We start from the raw sequence: 15,782 nt of genomic DNA, 5'->3' as shown, positions 1-15,782 counted from the left end.
GTTACCGTTCTCCCGCTGGCACGGGTTCAGGACTTTTGACCTGATGAGGCACCAGGAGCAGTGCTGTGACAGCCAAGAGTCCCGCTGCGGCGAACACGTAGAAGCCGGCGGGATAGGCAATGTTTGCGGCCACCAGTGTTCCAGTCACGGCAGGACCAACGATCGCGCCAAGGCGTCCGACGCCGGCAGCGAACCCGAGTGCGGTTCCCCGGAGTCGCGGCGGAAACAGCTGACTGACCCATGCATAGACCAGAACCTGCGAGCTGAAGACGAAGACGCCGGTGACAAACACCGCGGCGTTGAGCAGGAACTCACTCTGGATCTTTACGCTGAGGACGGCCAGGAACACTGCTGAAAGCCCGAACCACAGCAGCACTATCTTCTTGGTTCCATGCCGGTCGGCAAGAATTCCGGCTAAAACCAGCCCGGCCACGGCGCCGAGGTTGAGGACCAGCAGCAGCGTCAGGCCTGTGCTCACGGTGTAACCCGCAGCTGCCATCAACTGCGGCAACCACGTGTTCAAGCCATAAACCAGCAACAATCCCATGAACGACGCGAGGCCAATTCCCACGGCCACCAGCGGATACGGCTTTTGCAGGAGATCGCGGAACCCGGTCTTTTGCTTGCCGCCAGTGGAAGGCACGACGCCGGGTGCCGCCTTTGTCGTTTCGTCCACCTTGACGGGGGCTGCTTCGGGGAGCGACTCCGGCAGTTTTGCCCACAGGAATGGAAGGAGCGCCAGCCCTGCGATGCCGCCAATGATAAACATGAGGCGCCAGTTGGGGACCACGAGGATGGCCAGGAACGCTGTCGCAACGGCGCCCACGTGGTATCCGGTCATGGTCCGCGTGGTCGACTTTCCGGCTGATCCTGCCGGTGCGTAGTCGTTCATGTACGCGAGGGCGGCGGGAAGGCAAGCGCCGAGCCCAAGGCCTGCCAGAAGGCGCAGGATCGAGAAGACCGCCACGTTGGGTGCGAAAGCGACTCCGATTGTGAAGAGTGAGAAGCCCGCTACGCAGGCGATCAAGAGCTTCCGTCGGCCGAACTTATCGGACAGCGGAGCGATAAACAGGGCGCCGAGTCCCACGCCTACCAAGGAGATAGTTGCAGCGAAGGTAGCTCCAACGGCGTCAAAGCCTATGTCGCCGGTCTTGATGAGCGTTGGAATCACCGTCCCCAGGACCACCAGGTCGAAGCCGTCCAAGACCATGGCTAGCCAGCAAAGCCAGACTGGCCATTGGGAGCGGCGGGCAGATGGCATCGTTGGCATAGTGTCCTCGGGAGTTCGTCTTGAGAGTGGATGTGGCCAGCAGAACGGCCGGTCAGTTATGAGAGTTGTATCACCGACGGGAGTAACCTGAAGCACGTTCTACCATTGAATGGAAGACGCGCACTGACGTTTGGTAGAAGAGGCGTCTGACATAGGAACAGCAGCAAGGAGCGCATCGTGGCCAACTCAGCATCTGGCGACTCTGTGGTGGATCGCGTAGTTCGGGTGATTGAAGCCTTCCCCGAAGGCGCCGCCTCGCTGCAACTGAGCGAACTCGCCGATAGGTCCGGCCTCCCGTTGTCGTCCGCCCACCGGCTGGTCCGGCAACTCTCCGAGCATGGCTTGCTGGAACTTGGTGCTGGCGGGAACGTTCGGCTCGGGCTCCGATTGTGGGAACTCGTCAACAGAAATTCGCCCACGCTCGCACTCCGCCAAGCGGCCATGCCCTTCATGGAGGATATTCAGCAAGTCTTGAACCAGAACGTAAACCTCGCAGTGCTTGAGGGCTGGGAGGCGCTGTTCGTGGAGCGACTTTCGCGTCGTGGCTCGGTTGCCAATCGAGCACGCGTCGCCGGTCGAATGCCGGTCCACATTTCCTCCGCCGGCCTTGCGCTGATGGCACACCAGTCCCGAGACTTGCAGGCGGAGTACCTCGAACAGTTCCATGACCCGGCTGGAAAGGTGACTTCCGACGTCGTACGGCACCTGTTGGCGGAGGCCGCGCAGCTGGGCTATGCGCAACTGGCGGGCGTCGTTGATCCGGACACCTGGGGTATCGCGGTGCCGGTGATGAACGGCAAGCGGCGCTCTGTAGCGGCCCTTGGCGTGGTGGTGCCCTTGGCTGAGATGCGGCTGCAGGCCCTCGTTCCGGCGCTACAGACCGCTGCCCGGGGCATAGGCAGACAACTTAGGGATTGATATGGGTTTCCGTTGAACGGAATCCATGTAACGTCGGTCACCCGGCACGCGCCACACTGATTCCAGGCTCATCCCGTCCCAGCGGGACCGCAACGAAGCGAGGAACACCATGGCACGCACTACCGTTACTACTCAAGTCGCCATCATGGGCGCAGGACCGGCCGGGCTCATGCTCTCCCACTTGCTGGCCAAGCAAGGCATCGAATCCGTGGTGGTGGAGGTCCGCAGCCGCGAACAGATCCACCAAACTGTTCGCGCCGGCATCCTGGAACATGGCACTGTCAACCTGCTGGTGGACTCCGGCGTCTCAGACCGGGTGCTGCGCGAAGGTGACCGGCACGATGGCATCGAGTTGCGATTCAACGGCGAAAGTCACCGCATCAACTTCAAAGAGTTGGTTGGTGAGTCCGTATGGTTGTACCCGCAAACGGACGTGTTCGCCGACCTCGCCGCACGGCGCGAGGCCGACGGTGGCGACGTTCGGTACAGCGTCACAGACACCACGGTTCACGATCTCGAGGGTCAGCCGAAAGTCTGGTTCACTGACTCGGAGGGCCACGAGTTCGAGATTCAGGCCGACTTCCTCGTTGGCGCTGATGGGTCCCGGAGCCACTGCCGCTTCCAGATCCCCGAAGCCAACCGGAAGTGGTTCTTCCACGAATACCCGTTCGCTTGGTTCGGTATCCTGGCCCAGGCTCCGCGCAGCTCTGACGAACTGATCTATGCAAACTCCGAGCACGGTTTTGCCTTGATCAGCCAGAGAACCGAGACAGTACAGCGCATGTACTTCCAGTGCGACCCCAAGGAAAACGTGGCCGACTGGGACGATGAACGCATCTGGTCCGAATTGCGCAAACGTGTAAACGGCAACGGCTTTGAGCTCAACGAAGGCCCTGTCCTGGAAAAGATGGTCCTGCCGTTCCGAAGCTTCGTTCACACTCCTATGCGCCACGGCAATCTTTTCCTTGCCGGCGATGCCGCACACACCGTTCCGCCCACCGGCGCCAAGGGCCTTAACCTCGCGATACACGACGTGAAGGTGCTGTTCGAAGGCTTGGACTCCTTCTACTCCACCGGTTCCACCGCACTGCTGGATTCCTACAGCGATCGCGCCCTGGACCGTGTGTGGAAGGCCCAGCATTTCTCTTACTGGATGACCTCCATGCTGCATACCGTTCCCGGCGCAGACGACTTTGACCGCGCCCGCCAGCTCGGCGAGCTGCATTCCGTGGTCTCGTCCGAGCACGCCAAGGCGTACTTGGCAGAGTCATACACGGGCTGGCCGACGTCGCGGTGAGGGCCCGCCGCGGCTGAGTTTAGTGCCGCGGCTCAGCTTACGTCCGGGGCACAGCTTACGTCCGGGGCTTAGTTTACGAGCGCTCGACGGCGCGCTGTCACTTCGGTCAGTCGCCTTCGGGCTGTCACCTTCGGCTGTGAGCTTTTGGCGTCAGTTAGATAGCCACTGCTGTTTAGCGAGGCAGCCGGGGCGCAATTGAACGCGACACACTCCTATGTTCTGAGGGGTGTGTGGTGGTGGTTGCGTCGGGGTGTTTGTTTGGGGTCGATGTGTGGTGGTGGGGTGAACCAGGGCACGCCGGTGGTCATGTCGATCCTCCACTGTTCTTTGTGGATGACGCCGTGGTGGTGGCTGCAGAGCAGGGTGCCGTTCTCGGTTCCTGTGGTGCCGCCGTGTGACCAGTAGGTGATGTGGTGGGCTTCGCACCAGGGGGCGGGCATGGTGCAGTCGGGGAACGCGCAGCCGCCGTCACGGGCGGTGATGGCTTTGCGGATGTGCGGCGGGAAGACCCGGGTGGTCCGGCCGATGTCCAGGACGCGGGAGTCGCTGCCGAGCAGGACGGGAAGGATGTCGGCGTCGCAGGCGATTTTGCGGATGGTGTTGGGGTGCATCGGACCCAGGAACGTTGCTGTCCCGGTGCTGAGTCGTTGATGGTCGTTGCGTCGTTCGAAGAGGTCGCGTTCGTCGATGGTGAGGGTGAGTTGGGGTCGGAGTCCGCCGTTGGCTGGCAGTTTCCCGGTGGTCATCGCGACGGCACAGGCTCCGACGAGTCCGTCGAGGAGTTTCATGGGCCGGGAACGCCGGTCCAGATCCGGGCCCGTGGTTTCGTTGTGCCCGGTGGCCTCGTTGTTACCGCCGCCGCTCCCGTCACCGCTCTCGTCGCCTTCGCCGGTGGCATTGTTCGTCCCGCCGCCCTCGCCATTGATGTTGCTGTCTCCGGTGGTGAGTCGGGGGTTGGTGGCGACGTTCATGGCGGTGGTGAGGGTTTCGTATTGTTCGGCGGTGGCGAAGATTTCGATGTGGTGGAGCCCGTGGCGGCGTCGGCGGCGGAAGAACGCGCCTTGGAGTTGGCGGAGAACTTCCTCGGACGGTTCGGGACCGTCTTGGTCGATCGAATCGACCCAGCGTTTAGCCATTTTGGTGACGAAGTCCGGGTCGGATTCAATGGCTGTGGCGGTGAGGGCGTGTTCCATCCGGGTGAGGGTGTCGTCATCGGTGAGCAGCCGGACATTTTCCAGTGCGCTGCTGATGATGGTCGCGGACCGGGTGGGTATCTGTGTGGTTTCGAGGGCTTGGGCGAGGATTTCGCGGCGGGGCGGGATGTGTTGCCCGGCGATTCCGGTCCGGGGGAGGACCTGGGAGGCCAGGGCGAGGCGGCGGTTGGCTTCGCTTTTGCTGATCCGCAGGCTCGCGCGGAGGAATTCCGTGGCGTTCCGGTAGCCATCCTCGGCCACCGCTCCAGCGTCCGCCGCAGTAACAACTACTGCCGAAGCCACAACACCTGGCCCCGCAGTAGTAGCGGATCCATCAGGAGCATCGGATCCAGCAACAGCCCCGGCTGAGTCCGAAGCGGTGGTTCCGGGGTTGGTCCAGCCTGTCTGCCATCCCGTGCCGGCCGCGGATGAGGGCCGTGCCTGCTGGGCCTGCGTGCGGGTCCGTTCCACGGCGTGCGCCGCGATGACCTGCAGGTACTCCACGGTCCGGGCAATCTCCTCCACCCGCCCGGCGAACCCCGCGGCCTCGGTGAACCCGAATGTCAGGGCACCGCCTACGGTGAAGGAACGCAGGGATTCCAACGCCTCAACGCTTTCAGTCAGCGCACCCTCAAGTCCCAGCGCACCGTCAAGCCCGTGGGAAACGCTAAACCTAGGGAAATCGTCAGTTCCCGGGGAAACAGAGGCGACTTCAGGAGCGATTTCAGGGTCCACTTCACCAATGGGGGCGAAGGATTGCGGTTCAACGCCGCGAACCAGCTCGACTTCACGGTCCACTTCATCAATGGGGGCGAAGGATTGCGGTTCAACGCCGCGGACCAGCTCGACTTCACGGTCCACTTCATCAGGCTCAGAGACGGGCTCTGGTTCAATGCCGCGAAGCAGCCAAATGCCCCTGGGGTTGTCCGAATCGGTGACTACCGCCGTCGGGCTTTCATGGGCCGCCATCTCGTTGGCAGGAACGGTGTGGCTTGCTCGGGGAACTCTTCGGGGGCGCAACGTGGCACCAGACATCGCTGCCCGTCGCGCCACAATCTCCCCAATGCTTGCCATGAATAAACCCTCTCACCAGGGTCTGACATTTTTAGGACCCAGAGCCGCTGGCCGCGGTGCGCAAGATTCCCCAACCGTCTCGATGGATCAACCATGTGTCCAGAGCCAGACATTTTTGCCCCACGGATTGGCGTGGGCCCGGTTTCAGATTGCCCCTGCGATATCAATAGACTGACCCGGCCCGGACATGTGCAGTTCAGCACGGACCGAGCGCTTTCTGAAACCGAATTGGGGACCCATATTTTGACCACTACAGCACCAAAAGTCACCGTTGTCGTACCGACTTACAATGAACGGGAGAATCTTCCGCTACTGACGTCCCAGCTTGATTCACTGGGCATTCCGAATCTCCACGTGCTCATTGTCGATGACAGTTCCCCAGATGGGACAGGGGAGGTCGCAGACAGGTTGGCAAAGAAATCGAACGGCGCCGTTTCCGTGCTGCATCGGGCTGAAAAGGATGGTTTGGGCCGAGCGTACGTGGCTGGGATGACCCGGGCGTTGGCACAAGATGCAGAAATTGTCATCCAAATGGACGCTGATTTATCCCATCCGGTGGCAGCAATCCCAGCCATGATTGACAAGATTCTGAAGGAGAATGCCGACGTTGTTATCGGCTCGCGCTATGTTGCCGGGGGCTCTACGGCGTCGGAATGGCCCTGGCACCGAAAGGCCCTCTCCGCTTGGGCCAACTTCTACGTGAGCGTGATCTTGGGGTTGAAAGTGAAGGACTGCACGGCTGGGTATAAAGCCTGGAGTGCTTTAGCCCTCGGCCTCATTGACGTCTCAACGATCAAGAGTGATGGCTATTCCTTCCAAGTCGAGATGAACTACAGGGCCGCTCAGCGGGCCCTCGAGATCACCGAGGTGCCCATTCATTTTGAAGAACGCGTGGAGGGGGCTTCCAAAATGAATCTCCGGGAGCAGCTTGAATCTGCGCTGACGCCATGGAAGCTTCGCCTGAAACGTGACAGGCCCGTTCTAGTGCCCAAGGGCTAGGAGACTGCTGAATAAGCGGGTGGTTGGGGCGGGCGGAACGCCACCAATGGCCGTCTAGCGGCGTGTTCTGGTCAGCACCCTTGGGTGCGACAACGGGGTCGTTCCGCCCGCTTACCCTTATTCTGCCTCAGATCCCGGGCTTCATCCAACGATTTTTTGTCGATGGCCCCGTCGGACGGTGCCTGCGGTTGGATAGGAACAGTCATAGCAACCAGCCCCACGAGTCCAGCCGACGCACCCCACGGCGCGACTAATTCAGCAGCCTCCTGGCGGCCAGCTCCCGCGCTACTGTCCTCCGTACAACGCCGCCTCGAGCAGCCGGTCAAAGCTGGCAGTGCCACTGCTCACCGGAGCAACCGTGATGACTGCGAGGAGTTTCTCGGAGCCGTCTTCCTTGGCACTGGCGACCCTCTTCACGTGCAGCCGCAAACCGGGAACCCCGTTGATGAGCAGTGGAAGCTGTTCGCCGCTCTTGATCAATTTCCGTAGCTGCTTTGTGGAGACCTTGTCGTCGAAGCTTCCGGTTAGCTCCGCGAGGGTGTCGTTGATCCGTTTTGCCAAGCCCCGCATCAGGCTCCTCTGGGCGGCGATGGTCGGAATAGTGAGGATCGCAGCGAACACGGCTGTGAATATCGCCGCGGGGATGAAGCTTCTCAGGGCAGCCATGAAGATCATCAGTACCAGCCACAGGATCACAGCAAGAATGCTGAAAGTGACAAATTTGATGATGGGTTTGTCGCCGGGTTTCCTCATCCAGCGCACGATTTCAACAGCGTCGGGCGTGTTCTCCATGGTCAGGATTCCTTCACTTCCAGGAGTGCTTCGGCCAGAATTACTGCCTCGCGTGCTTCCTTAAGATCATTCCGCAATCCCAGATCGGGGACCTTCGCGCCGCCACCGCCGGTACCAGCAAGTTCATAGAGGGCCTTGCTCAGGTTTTCGCGGTCCTGTGACAACCTACGGGACGTATCCAGTTTGGCTCTGCTGACTTCAAGCTCCCGGACCGACCGGCCGATGGCGTCGAGTCGTCCTTGCATGAGTGACAGTTTCTCTGTGAGCCGCAGAACCTGTGCACTGTGCATTGACTCCATCTGAACAGCAGTTCGTTGGAGCTCATTGAGGGCCGCCGACGTCTGCGGCTCGCCGGAATGACGGGCTAGTTCCTCATTGACGCGGACCAATCTCCGTTCCCAACCACGAAGGGCCCGTTGATATCGTCCCAAGAGCAGCGAGACCGCAGTCAACGCCTTGTCCAAGGCCCTCGCCCGGGTGCTCAGGCTTGTGGTCGCCGCATCCAGCCGAGCAAGGAACGCGGCGTAATTGTCCGGGGGAGGGACCTTGTTGTGGGGATCCATGAGTCACCTGCGCCCGATGCCGTTGCAACCAGGTTTGGTTCGGTTCAACGCTCCCCAAACGCCCATGTCAAGAGAATAGAGGGTCCCCGCCCGTTGGCATAGGGCCCATATTCACAGCCAGCGGTCAGTATTGACCCTTGATCACGAAGTACGAACCCCGGATCACCCCTGCCAGCTTGGATTTCTGGCGGGCGAACTTGAAGCGCGATTCCAGTTCTTCCGGAACGTCCATGCCGTCAGTGAGTTTGAAACCGACCGCCCGCTTCCCGCCGTCCTCGATGCTGTACATGACGTTGATGGACAGCCCTGACTCGTAGAACACGTAATCCATGCGCAAACCGTCCACTTCGAAGGCCGTCGCCTCCAAAGGGCGGGACTCGATGACGATGTCCCGCTCTTCCTTCAGGATCCGGCTTACCCGATCTACTACTTCAGGGACTTCACTGGCGGGGCTCACGGTGAAGTCGTGGTCGTATTTGTTCTTGTAGTAACGGGCCTCGTTGGCGCGCAACCCTGCGAGCGCCTCGGCAACCGGAGAAGACTCCAGGCCCTCGGTGGAAACGTTCTTGAAGTCAACGATGTACGGCAATTGCTCTCCTCGTCAGATGTCTTGGGACCAACCCTAACGTCCCACACTGACACCGCGCCGTACTTGGGCAAGGAATTTGGGTGAGGGAAACGCGCGACGGCGGGAGGTCGCCGTCGTGCGTTTGTCGAAGCAGGTATCGGGAGGGACTCCCTCCTGATACCCCTTTGGCCTAGCGTGGAGCCTATGGATAATCGAGCGGAGGTCCGCGAATTTCTGATCTCTCGGCGTGCCCAGGTGGCCCCTGAGCAGGTTGGACTGCCCGCCGGCACGAACCGGCGTGTGAAGGGTTTGCGGCGAAGTGAAGTAGCCACACTTGCCGGTTTGAGCGTGGAGTATTACACGCGCCTTGAGCGGGGCGCGATCAGCGGAGCTTCCCCGCAGGTGCTTGAGAGCATCGCCAGGGCGTTGTGCCTGGACGACGCCGAGCGGGCCCACTTATTCGACCTCGCCCACGCGGCCAGTCCGGTGGCCCGGCCGCCGCGCCGCCGCAACTCCAGGTCCTATGTTCCGCATCAGAGCCTGCAATGGGCGCTGGATGCTGTCACCGCCGGTCCGGCGTTCGTTCGAAATGGCCGGATGGATCTGCTGGCGGTCAATCCCTTGGCCCGGGCCTTCTATAAGGACTGCTATGACATGCCAGGCCAACCACCGAACATCGCGCGCTTCACGTTCTTGGATGAACGCGCTCATGATTTCTATCCTGATTGGGATGCGTTCGCCGAGGTGACCGTGTCAATCCTGCGGACCGAAGCCGGTCGCGATCCCCACAATAAGGAACTTCATGACCTCATCGGTGAGTTGGGTACCCGCAGCGATGAGTTCCGGAAACGCTGGGGTGCGCACAACGTCCGCCATCATGGGACGGGTTTCAAGACGTTCAATCACCCCGTTGTGGGCGAGCTGACGCTTGCTTTTGAAGGGTTGGAGATGGCCGCTGAGCCCGGCTTGACCCTGACGATCTACAGTGCGGAACCGGGATCGGCTTCGGCGGAGCGACTGCAGTTGCTCGCCTCGTGGGCTGCCAGCGAGTACGGCAGCACAGCTCAAGCTGAGCCTGAGAGGGCTGCCTCGGACGGCTGAGGTGACCGTTCTTTCCGCCACAGAATGGTGAGCGGGAGAAAATACAGTGCCGCTATGCAGGTACCCACCAGCACCGGACCCGTGGCGCCGAGCGCCGACTCAAGTGCGAAGCCTGCGATCCACGAGCCCACTGCAGTGCCGAGGTTGAACGAGGACGTGCTGAGGGCCGAGGCGAGCGTGGGTGCGCGGTGGGCATACCCGACTGCTTTGCCTATGAGGATGGGGTTGGTTGCCATGCCGAACAGGCCCAGCAAGAAGATGAGGATCACCGTCAGCAGGACGTTGCCTGAGAGTAGGCAGAGAGCCCCGAGCACTAGAAACGTCATTGCTGCCGAGACGAACAGTGCCGTGAAGGGGCGGTGCGCGCCAAAATGGCCGCCGAGGTTGGAGCCGATGAACGCTCCGACGCCGTAGCCCACGAGCACCAGCGGAACTGCTGCTGCCCCCATGCCGGTGTTCTGTGTCAGGAGCGGAGAGATGAAGCTGTAAGCGGCAAGGGAGGATCCGCACACGATTGCGCAACCTGCAAGCACAAGCCAGACCCGCGCGTCACGCATGCTCGCGATCTCGGCCCGGACTGAGGGGATGGGGCCAGAGGAAGGTTCGACGCCGACCAAACGGTAAACAACAATTGCCGCCATGAGTGCCAGGACGGTGAGGATCCAGAAAGGACCCCGCCAACCGATCGACTGGCCGGCAAACGCCCCCAACGGAACGCCGATCACGTTGGCGAGCATGCCGCCGCCCAGGACCACCCCCAACGCGCGGGAGGCTGAAGCGGCACCGGCCGCCTTAGCACCCACGACGGCGGCGACGGCCCAGAACGCGCCAGTGGCCAGAGCCGTCAGGAACCGGGCACCGAGTATCACTGCGAAGTCGGTGGTGAGCGCGACGATGACGTGCCCGACGGCGAAAACCACTAACGCGAGACTGAGCGTGACGCGTCGCGGCATCTTGAGGGTGAGGATCGACATGGTGGGCGTTCCAACGATCATGCCAACCGCGAAGACGGTAATCATCAGCCCGGCATTTCCTACCGTGATACCCAGATCCTGGGCGATCTCTGGAAGGATCCCTGCCACCACGAATTCTGTGGTGCCCATGAGGAACACGCCCGCAGCCAGCACATAGGTAACAAGCGGCAGGCGACGGGTTGATGGTGCGCGCCGGGTATCAGTGGTCATGGTTCCAGACCATCACAGGCGCCGGGCCTGAGGGAGTCCCGGTCTCGGAGGGACTCTTTTCGGCAGCCAGGAAAATGTGCGCTAGTCCGGTATCTCCATCTGGAACCCACACTCATCGCAATGCAGCACCCGGGTATTCAAGTAGGTCTCAAGCTCCGGATCTGCCCGGCCTGTGGCGCCTGAGGAAATCAGGTGGAGTTTCCCGGGGCCCGTGTGCATAGGCACCCCACAGTGGAGACGGTGGCGTCCGAATTGCAGAACGCCCAGGGGTTCATCCGAGCGGATCAGGACATCGGCGACGTCGGCCACTTCTGCTGCGTGGGACCGCGAGAATCCGCAAGCTTGGCAACGATACTCCACGTGGATCAACCCTGCGGTAGATCCGGGGGCTTTACCGCCGGTTTGGATGAGTTCGATGGTTTCGATGAGGAGGTGCTCATCCGTTCCGCACTGGTCGCAGAAGGGCTCGGAAGGCAAGGGGGAGAGGGGAAAAGGAGGGTGGGCTGATTGCGCAGGCATGATCATCCTGTAACAAGTGGAGACCGGATACCTTGGGCACAAGTACGATTTCTCCGCTTTGAGCCTAGACGCCGTGGGCTCTGGATGACAAGGGTTCGGGGTGAAAACGCCCGACGGCGGGAGGTCGCCGTCGGGCGTTTATCCAGCCACTGGTCCTACCGCAGAAGCCCACGCGATGGGACGATTTCCTTATGGGCGATGAAGAGAAGAAGAGCCCCGGCGTGCCCGAGGGCGCAGGGTCAGAGGAACGCGATCAGTGGCAGGATACCGACGCTGGATCTCCGACCACACAACAGATGAGGACTATCGGCCAGCGTCGGCGGGAGGCCGAGCGCAAGCTGGATCAACATTTGGAGGAAGCCAAGCACAAGGCTGAAGCCGCGGATCCGGACGATCAAAAGACGGAATCGTAACTGCGTTTTTTAGCGGCTGGGTTCGGGGCGCTTTCTTGGCGCCGGATGATCGGTGCCCGGGCCGCTTTCGGAGATGGCCTGTTGTGGGAGCTGGTCGGTACCTTGTTCCGGGTGTTTCGGGCTGCGCAACGGCGTGTCACTGCCGTGGGCTTCGCCGTGATGGAGTTGCAGGGCGCAGTGGATCAGGGGAAAGTGGCTGAACGCCTGGGGAGTATTGCCGAGTTGGCGCTGGGTTCTGGGATCCCATTCCTCGCTGAGCAGCCCGACATCGTTGCGGAGCGTAAGCAGCCGCTCGAACAACGCCGTTGCCTGGCCGGTATGGCCAATGCCGAGTAGCGCATCCACCAGCCAGAACGAGCACGCAAGGAAGACTCCCTCTTCGCCGGGCAGGCCGTCGTGGCCTGACTCGGTTCGGTAGCGCAGTACCAGGCCGTCCTCGGTCAGGCCTTCCTGTATGGCTTTCACCGTTCCCGCAACGCGTGGGTGGCGGTGCCCCAGGAAGCCAACGCGGGGGATCAAGAGCAGGCTGGCGTCCAATTCCTTGCTGCCGTAGGACTGCACAAAGCTGTTGAGCTCTTCATCGAAACCGCGGGTCATAACCTCCGAGTGGATTTGCCTGCGCAGCGCCGCCCAGCGGTCCGCGGGACCGGGCAACCCCGAGGTTCTTACGGCCTTGACCATGCGATCTGCAGCTACCCATGCCATGACTTTGGAATGCGTGAAATGCCTGCGGGGGCCTCGCATCTCCCACAGCCCGTTGTCCGGCTGGTTCCAAGCCCCTTCCAGGTACTCCATCAACGCCACTTGGATGTCCCAGGACGTGTCAACGGTGCCCGGCGGGGAAGCCGCCCGGGTCAGGGAGAGCCCGTCCAACACCTCACCCCAAACGTCTAATTGCAGCTGGGGGGCGGCGGCATTCCCGGTGCGGACCGGCATGGAATTTTCGTAGCCCGAAAGCCACGGAATCTCGGCCTCCGGCAATCTGCGGGCGCCGTCCAAGCCATAAACGATTTGCAGCTCCGAAGGATCGCCCGCCACGGCACGGAGCAGCCATTCCCGCCAAGCTGCCGCTTCTTCCGTGTATCCGGCGGCAAGCAACGACTGCAGGGTCAGTGTTGCATCCCGCAGCCAGCAATAGCGGTAGTCCCAATTACGGGAACCGCCCAGTTGCTCGGGAAGGGACGTTGTAGCAGCCGCAACGATGCCTCCAGTCGGGGCATATGTCAGGGCCTTGAGGGTGATGAGGGATCGCTCCACCGGATCCTTGTACTTGCCCTCCATCTCGCTTCGGTCAATCCACTCGCGCCAGAAGGATTCCGTGGCGTGAAATGCTTTGGCGGCGTCGATACGCCGGGGCTCCGGCTCGTGGCTTGGTGCCCAGCGAAGCACGAACGGGATGCGTTCCCCGGCCCGCACTGTGAACTCACTGATCGTGCGCCTGTCCTGGCCCTTGAGCGGAGCGGGCGTGGTGAGATAGGCGGAGTCGGGCCCCGCCACGGCGCTGATTCCGTGCTTGTTGCGACGTACCCACGGCACCACGCGACCGTAGTCGAAACGGAGAATCAATTCCCCGCGCATGGCCACCTCGCCGGACAGGCCCTCCACGATCCGAACGAGATCTACAGCGTCATCCCGGACGGGCATGAAGTCGGTGACACGGACTGCGCCGCCGTCCACTTCCCATTCCGTTTCCAGGATCAGGGTGTCCGGACGGTAGCGGCGCCGGGTGCAGTTTCCACTGTTCCGGGCCCCTGCATCTGCCGGCGCGAGGAGCCACCGACCAGCTTCAGGGGTATGCAACAAGGCGGCGAAGCAGGCGGGGGAGTCAAAACGGGGCAGGCACATCCAGTCGATGGATCCATCGCGGGCCACCAAGGCGGCCGTGTTCAAGTCCCCGATGATTGCATAGTCCTCAATTCTGGCCATGGCATCAGATCCTTAAATCGGACGGCGTCTCGAGTATGCCCTGACCGTACCCTTTTGCCTTACGCACCTCAACGGCTGGGGAGGTCATTCGCCTGCTGCGCCGACATCGTCCATCAATCGGCCGAGGCCGTCAAGAATCAGGTTCAGTCCAAAGTCGAATTCGTCGCCGAAGTCGTAGCCGGGTTTGAGGACATGCTCGACGGCGATCTCCACCATCCGCGGGTACTCCCCGGTTGAGAATCGCTCCATGATGGGGGCGGTGATTTCGGCTGCGGTATCCCGGCCTTCAAACGGCAAGGCTGCCTCCTGGAGGGCGAAACCGTAGATGTAACTGTCCAGCGCTGCGTACGCGTGGGCGGTCAGCTGGACTGAAAATCCCGCTTCCCGCAAGGTGGCGAGCGTCGCCTCGTGGTGTCGGAGTGTTGCGGGGCCAGGGGAGGAGCGGCTTTCCAGCAGCCCCACTGCCCACGGATGCCGGGTAAGGGCCGCGCGCATCGCATGTGCCCGATCGTGCATTTCCTCCCGCCAGTTACCGGACGGGGAGGGCAACTTAATTTCGCTGAACACCATGTCCACAATGCCGTCCAGGATCTCGTCCTTGTTGGCCACGTAGTAGTACAGGGACATCGGCTTGGTGCCCATGCTTTGCGCGAGTGAGCGGATGGTCAGCGCCGATATCCCCGACTCGTCCGCGAGTTCCACGGCGCATGCGAGAACCCTTTCGCGGCTGAGCGGAAGGCGCTCCGGGCTTGCGGTGGACACTGGATCTCCTCTGGGTGTTCCGTTTTAGTACATTGTACGGTAGCGTTATTAGTACAGCGTACGAAAAGTAGCTGAAGCCCTGAAAGGAACGGCCATGACCACTGGTCAGCAAGCCAAGGAAACGTCAGCATCCAACGCAGCGCCCACCTCGGAAGACACCATGCAGGCCGTAGTGCAGGATGCCTACGGCTCGGCCGACGTCCTTCGTTTGGCCCGGATCCCCAAGCCGGAGATAGCGGGCGATGAGGTGCTGGTGCGTGTCCATTCTGCGGGCCTGGACCGCGGGACCTGGCATATCATGACTGGGAAGCCTTACGCCCTGCGTCTGGCCTTTGGGTTCCGAGGACCCAAGAATCCGGTACCTGGGCTCGATCTCGCCGGGACGGTCGAGGCCGTGGGACCGGAGGTAACCCGCTTCGCCGTCGGCAACCACGTCTTCGGCGTGGGCAAGGGTTCCTTTGCCCAGTACGCCGTAGCCGGGGAAGACCATCTCGCCCTCAAGCCTGCCGGCATCAGCTTCGAACAAGCAGCAGTGGTTCCCGTTTCAGCCTGTACCGCCCTCCAGGCGCTTCGTGCAGGTGGGATTGCAGGTGGGCTGGAAATAGGGACACCAGCAGGGCAAACCGCGACGGGCCTCAAAGTGCTGATCACCGGTGCCTCTGGCGGAGTTGGCGGATACGCCGTGCAGTTCGCCAAAGCCGCGGGTGCTGAAGTTACCGGGGTCTGCAGTGACGGCAAGATGGACCATGTGCTGTCTCTCGGTGCCGACCGCGTGATCGATTACGCCAAACAGGACTTCGCCGACGGGTCTAAGCGTTATGACGTGATCATCGATCTCGCGGGAAACCCCAGCCTGAAACGCCTTCGCCGCGCGCTCACCCACAGCGGAACGGCAGTTCTTACCGGTGGTGAGGAGGGTGGACCTCTAACTGGTGGCATGGACAGGCAGTTCCGGGCCTTGGCACTGTCCCCCTTCATCAGTCAAAAGCTCACCATGGTCGTTGGTACGGAGCGTTCGGAGGACCTTGAGTCCCTCGCCGAGCTCCTCCAGGCCGGAACCATCGTCCCGGCCATCGATCGAAGCTATCCCCTTCAACAGGTTCCCGAAGCCATGCGGTACTTCGACGCCGGTAAAACCCGCGGAAAGATTGCCATCACCATGTGACTTTCCCGTCAGCAACGAACGTTGACCGTGAGCCGGTC

At 61.7% G+C, this 15,782-nt stretch carries 15 protein-coding genes; 6 read left to right on the top strand and 9 right to left on the bottom strand.

Annotation, left to right across the window (positions count from 1 at the left end):
- Position 1: 1 nt before the first annotated feature.
- Complete coding sequence (locus VUN82_23965; GenBank protein XAS72091.1) at positions 2 to 1,270, bottom strand: aromatic acid/H+ symport family MFS transporter; 1,269 nt, start codon at positions 1,268 to 1,270, stop codon at positions 2 to 4.
- Positions 1,271 to 1,447: 177 nt separating this feature from the next.
- Here VUN82_23965 and VUN82_23960 point away from each other — a divergent pair, with 177 nt between their 5' ends.
- Both VUN82_23960 and VUN82_23955 read left to right on the top strand, forming a co-directional pair.
- Positions 1,448 to 2,188 carry an IclR family transcriptional regulator gene (locus VUN82_23960; protein ID XAS72090.1) on the top strand — a complete coding sequence of 247 codons (741 nt, stop codon included), beginning with the start codon at positions 1,448 to 1,450 and terminating at the stop codon, positions 2,186 to 2,188.
- A 109-nt stretch (positions 2,189 to 2,297) separates the two neighbouring features.
- The gene (locus VUN82_23955; GenBank protein ID XAS72089.1) at positions 2,298 to 3,485 is read left to right on the top strand and encodes a 4-hydroxybenzoate 3-monooxygenase; all 1,188 of its coding nucleotides are present in this window, start codon (positions 2,298 to 2,300) and stop codon (positions 3,483 to 3,485) included.
- A gap of 212 nt (positions 3,486 to 3,697) precedes the next feature.
- Here the strand turns inward: VUN82_23955 and VUN82_23950 are convergent, their stop codons facing one another.
- Entirely contained in the window at positions 3,698 to 5,752 is a 2,055-nt protein-coding gene (locus VUN82_23950; protein XAS72088.1) for a DUF222 domain-containing protein, read from the bottom strand.
- Between the two features lie 243 nt (positions 5,753 to 5,995).
- Here VUN82_23950 and VUN82_23945 point away from each other — a divergent pair, with 243 nt between their 5' ends.
- Positions 5,996 to 6,751: a polyprenol monophosphomannose synthase gene (locus VUN82_23945; GenBank protein ID XAS72087.1), complete on the top strand. Its 756-nt coding sequence runs from the start codon at positions 5,996 to 5,998 to the stop codon at positions 6,749 to 6,751.
- 285 nt (positions 6,752 to 7,036) lie between these two features.
- Here VUN82_23945 and VUN82_23940 read toward each other — a convergent pair whose 3' ends face one another.
- The 3 genes from VUN82_23940 to VUN82_23930 form a co-directional block, all read right to left on the bottom strand.
- Entirely contained in the window at positions 7,037 to 7,543 is a 507-nt protein-coding gene (locus VUN82_23940; protein ID XAS72086.1) for a hypothetical protein, read from the bottom strand.
- A gap of 2 nt (positions 7,544 to 7,545) precedes the next feature.
- Complete coding sequence (locus tag VUN82_23935; GenBank protein ID XAS72085.1) at positions 7,546 to 8,106, bottom strand: hypothetical protein; 561 nt, start codon at positions 8,104 to 8,106, stop codon at positions 7,546 to 7,548.
- A gap of 124 nt (positions 8,107 to 8,230) precedes the next feature.
- Positions 8,231 to 8,695, bottom strand: coding sequence for a phage tail protein (locus tag VUN82_23930; protein XAS72084.1), 465 nt, complete (start codon positions 8,693 to 8,695; stop codon positions 8,231 to 8,233).
- Between the two features lie 183 nt (positions 8,696 to 8,878).
- On the opposite strand from VUN82_23930, the gene VUN82_23925 reads away from it, so the two are divergent.
- Entirely contained in the window at positions 8,879 to 9,775 is an 897-nt protein-coding gene (locus VUN82_23925; GenBank protein ID XAS72083.1) for a helix-turn-helix transcriptional regulator, read from the top strand.
- On the opposite strand, the gene VUN82_23920 is transcribed toward VUN82_23925, so the two are convergent.
- Both VUN82_23920 and VUN82_23915 read right to left on the bottom strand, forming a co-directional pair.
- Positions 9,739 to 10,959 (bottom strand): MFS transporter, encoded by a 1,221-nt coding sequence (locus VUN82_23920; GenBank protein ID XAS72082.1) that lies wholly within the window; start codon positions 10,957 to 10,959, stop codon positions 9,739 to 9,741. The genes VUN82_23925 and VUN82_23920 overlap by 37 nt on opposite strands.
- An 81-nt stretch (positions 10,960 to 11,040) precedes the next feature.
- A complete protein-coding gene (locus VUN82_23915) occupies positions 11,041 to 11,478 on the bottom strand; it encodes a hypothetical protein (protein ID XAS72081.1) in 438 nt (145 codons plus the stop codon).
- 191 nt (positions 11,479 to 11,669) lie between these two features.
- Between VUN82_23915 and VUN82_23910 the strand changes: the two genes are divergently transcribed.
- Positions 11,670 to 11,891, top strand: a complete 222-nt coding sequence (locus VUN82_23910; protein XAS72080.1) for a hypothetical protein — start codon at positions 11,670 to 11,672, stop codon at positions 11,889 to 11,891.
- 9 nt (positions 11,892 to 11,900) lie between these two features.
- Here VUN82_23910 and VUN82_23905 read toward each other — a convergent pair whose 3' ends face one another.
- A complete protein-coding gene (locus VUN82_23905; protein ID XAS72079.1) occupies positions 11,901 to 13,817 on the bottom strand; it encodes a glycoside hydrolase family 15 protein in 1,917 nt (638 codons plus the stop codon).
- 84 nt (positions 13,818 to 13,901) lie between these two features.
- A complete protein-coding gene (locus VUN82_23900; GenBank protein ID XAS72078.1) occupies positions 13,902 to 14,579 on the bottom strand; it encodes a TetR/AcrR family transcriptional regulator C-terminal domain-containing protein in 678 nt (225 codons plus the stop codon).
- Positions 14,580 to 14,673: 94 nt separating this feature from the next.
- Here VUN82_23900 and VUN82_23895 point away from each other — a divergent pair, with 94 nt between their 5' ends.
- Complete coding sequence (locus VUN82_23895; protein XAS72077.1) at positions 14,674 to 15,744, top strand: NAD(P)-dependent alcohol dehydrogenase; 1,071 nt, start codon at positions 14,674 to 14,676, stop codon at positions 15,742 to 15,744.
- Positions 15,745 to 15,782 lie beyond the last annotated feature (38 nt).

It is taken from the genome of Micrococcaceae bacterium Sec5.1 (assembly GCA_039636795.1).
GTDB lineage: Bacteria > Actinomycetota > Actinomycetes > Actinomycetales > Micrococcaceae > Arthrobacter.
The sequence above is the reverse complement of the archived record's forward strand: the minus strand, read 5'-3'. Positions and strand labels throughout refer to the sequence as shown.

Excerpts from the sequence above, each read along its gene's own strand:
- VUN82_23955 (XAS72089.1), top strand. The coding sequence starts at position 2,298 with ATGGCACGCACTACCGTTACTACTCAAGTCGCCATCATGGGCGCAGGA.
- VUN82_23935 (XAS72085.1), bottom strand. The coding sequence starts at position 8,106 with ATGGATCCCCACAACAAGGTCCCTCCCCCGGACAATTACGCCGCGTTC.
- VUN82_23910 (XAS72080.1), top strand. The coding sequence starts at position 11,670 with ATGGGCGATGAAGAGAAGAAGAGCCCCGGCGTGCCCGAGGGCGCAGGG.
- VUN82_23965 (XAS72091.1), bottom strand. The coding sequence starts at position 1,270 with ATGCCAACGATGCCATCTGCCCGCCGCTCCCAATGGCCAGTCTGGCTT.
- VUN82_23950 (XAS72088.1), bottom strand. The coding sequence starts at position 5,752 with ATGGCAAGCATTGGGGAGATTGTGGCGCGACGGGCAGCGATGTCTGGT.
- VUN82_23895 (XAS72077.1), top strand. The coding sequence starts at position 14,674 with ATGACCACTGGTCAGCAAGCCAAGGAAACGTCAGCATCCAACGCAGCG.
- VUN82_23940 (XAS72086.1), bottom strand. The coding sequence starts at position 7,543 with ATGGAGAACACGCCCGACGCTGTTGAAATCGTGCGCTGGATGAGGAAA.
- VUN82_23905 (XAS72079.1), bottom strand. The coding sequence starts at position 13,817 with ATGGCCAGAATTGAGGACTATGCAATCATCGGGGACTTGAACACGGCC.
- VUN82_23915 (XAS72081.1), bottom strand. The coding sequence starts at position 11,478 with ATGCCTGCGCAATCAGCCCACCCTCCTTTTCCCCTCTCCCCCTTGCCT.
- VUN82_23925 (XAS72083.1), top strand. The coding sequence starts at position 8,879 with ATGGATAATCGAGCGGAGGTCCGCGAATTTCTGATCTCTCGGCGTGCC.
- VUN82_23920 (XAS72082.1), bottom strand. The coding sequence starts at position 10,959 with ATGACCACTGATACCCGGCGCGCACCATCAACCCGTCGCCTGCCGCTT.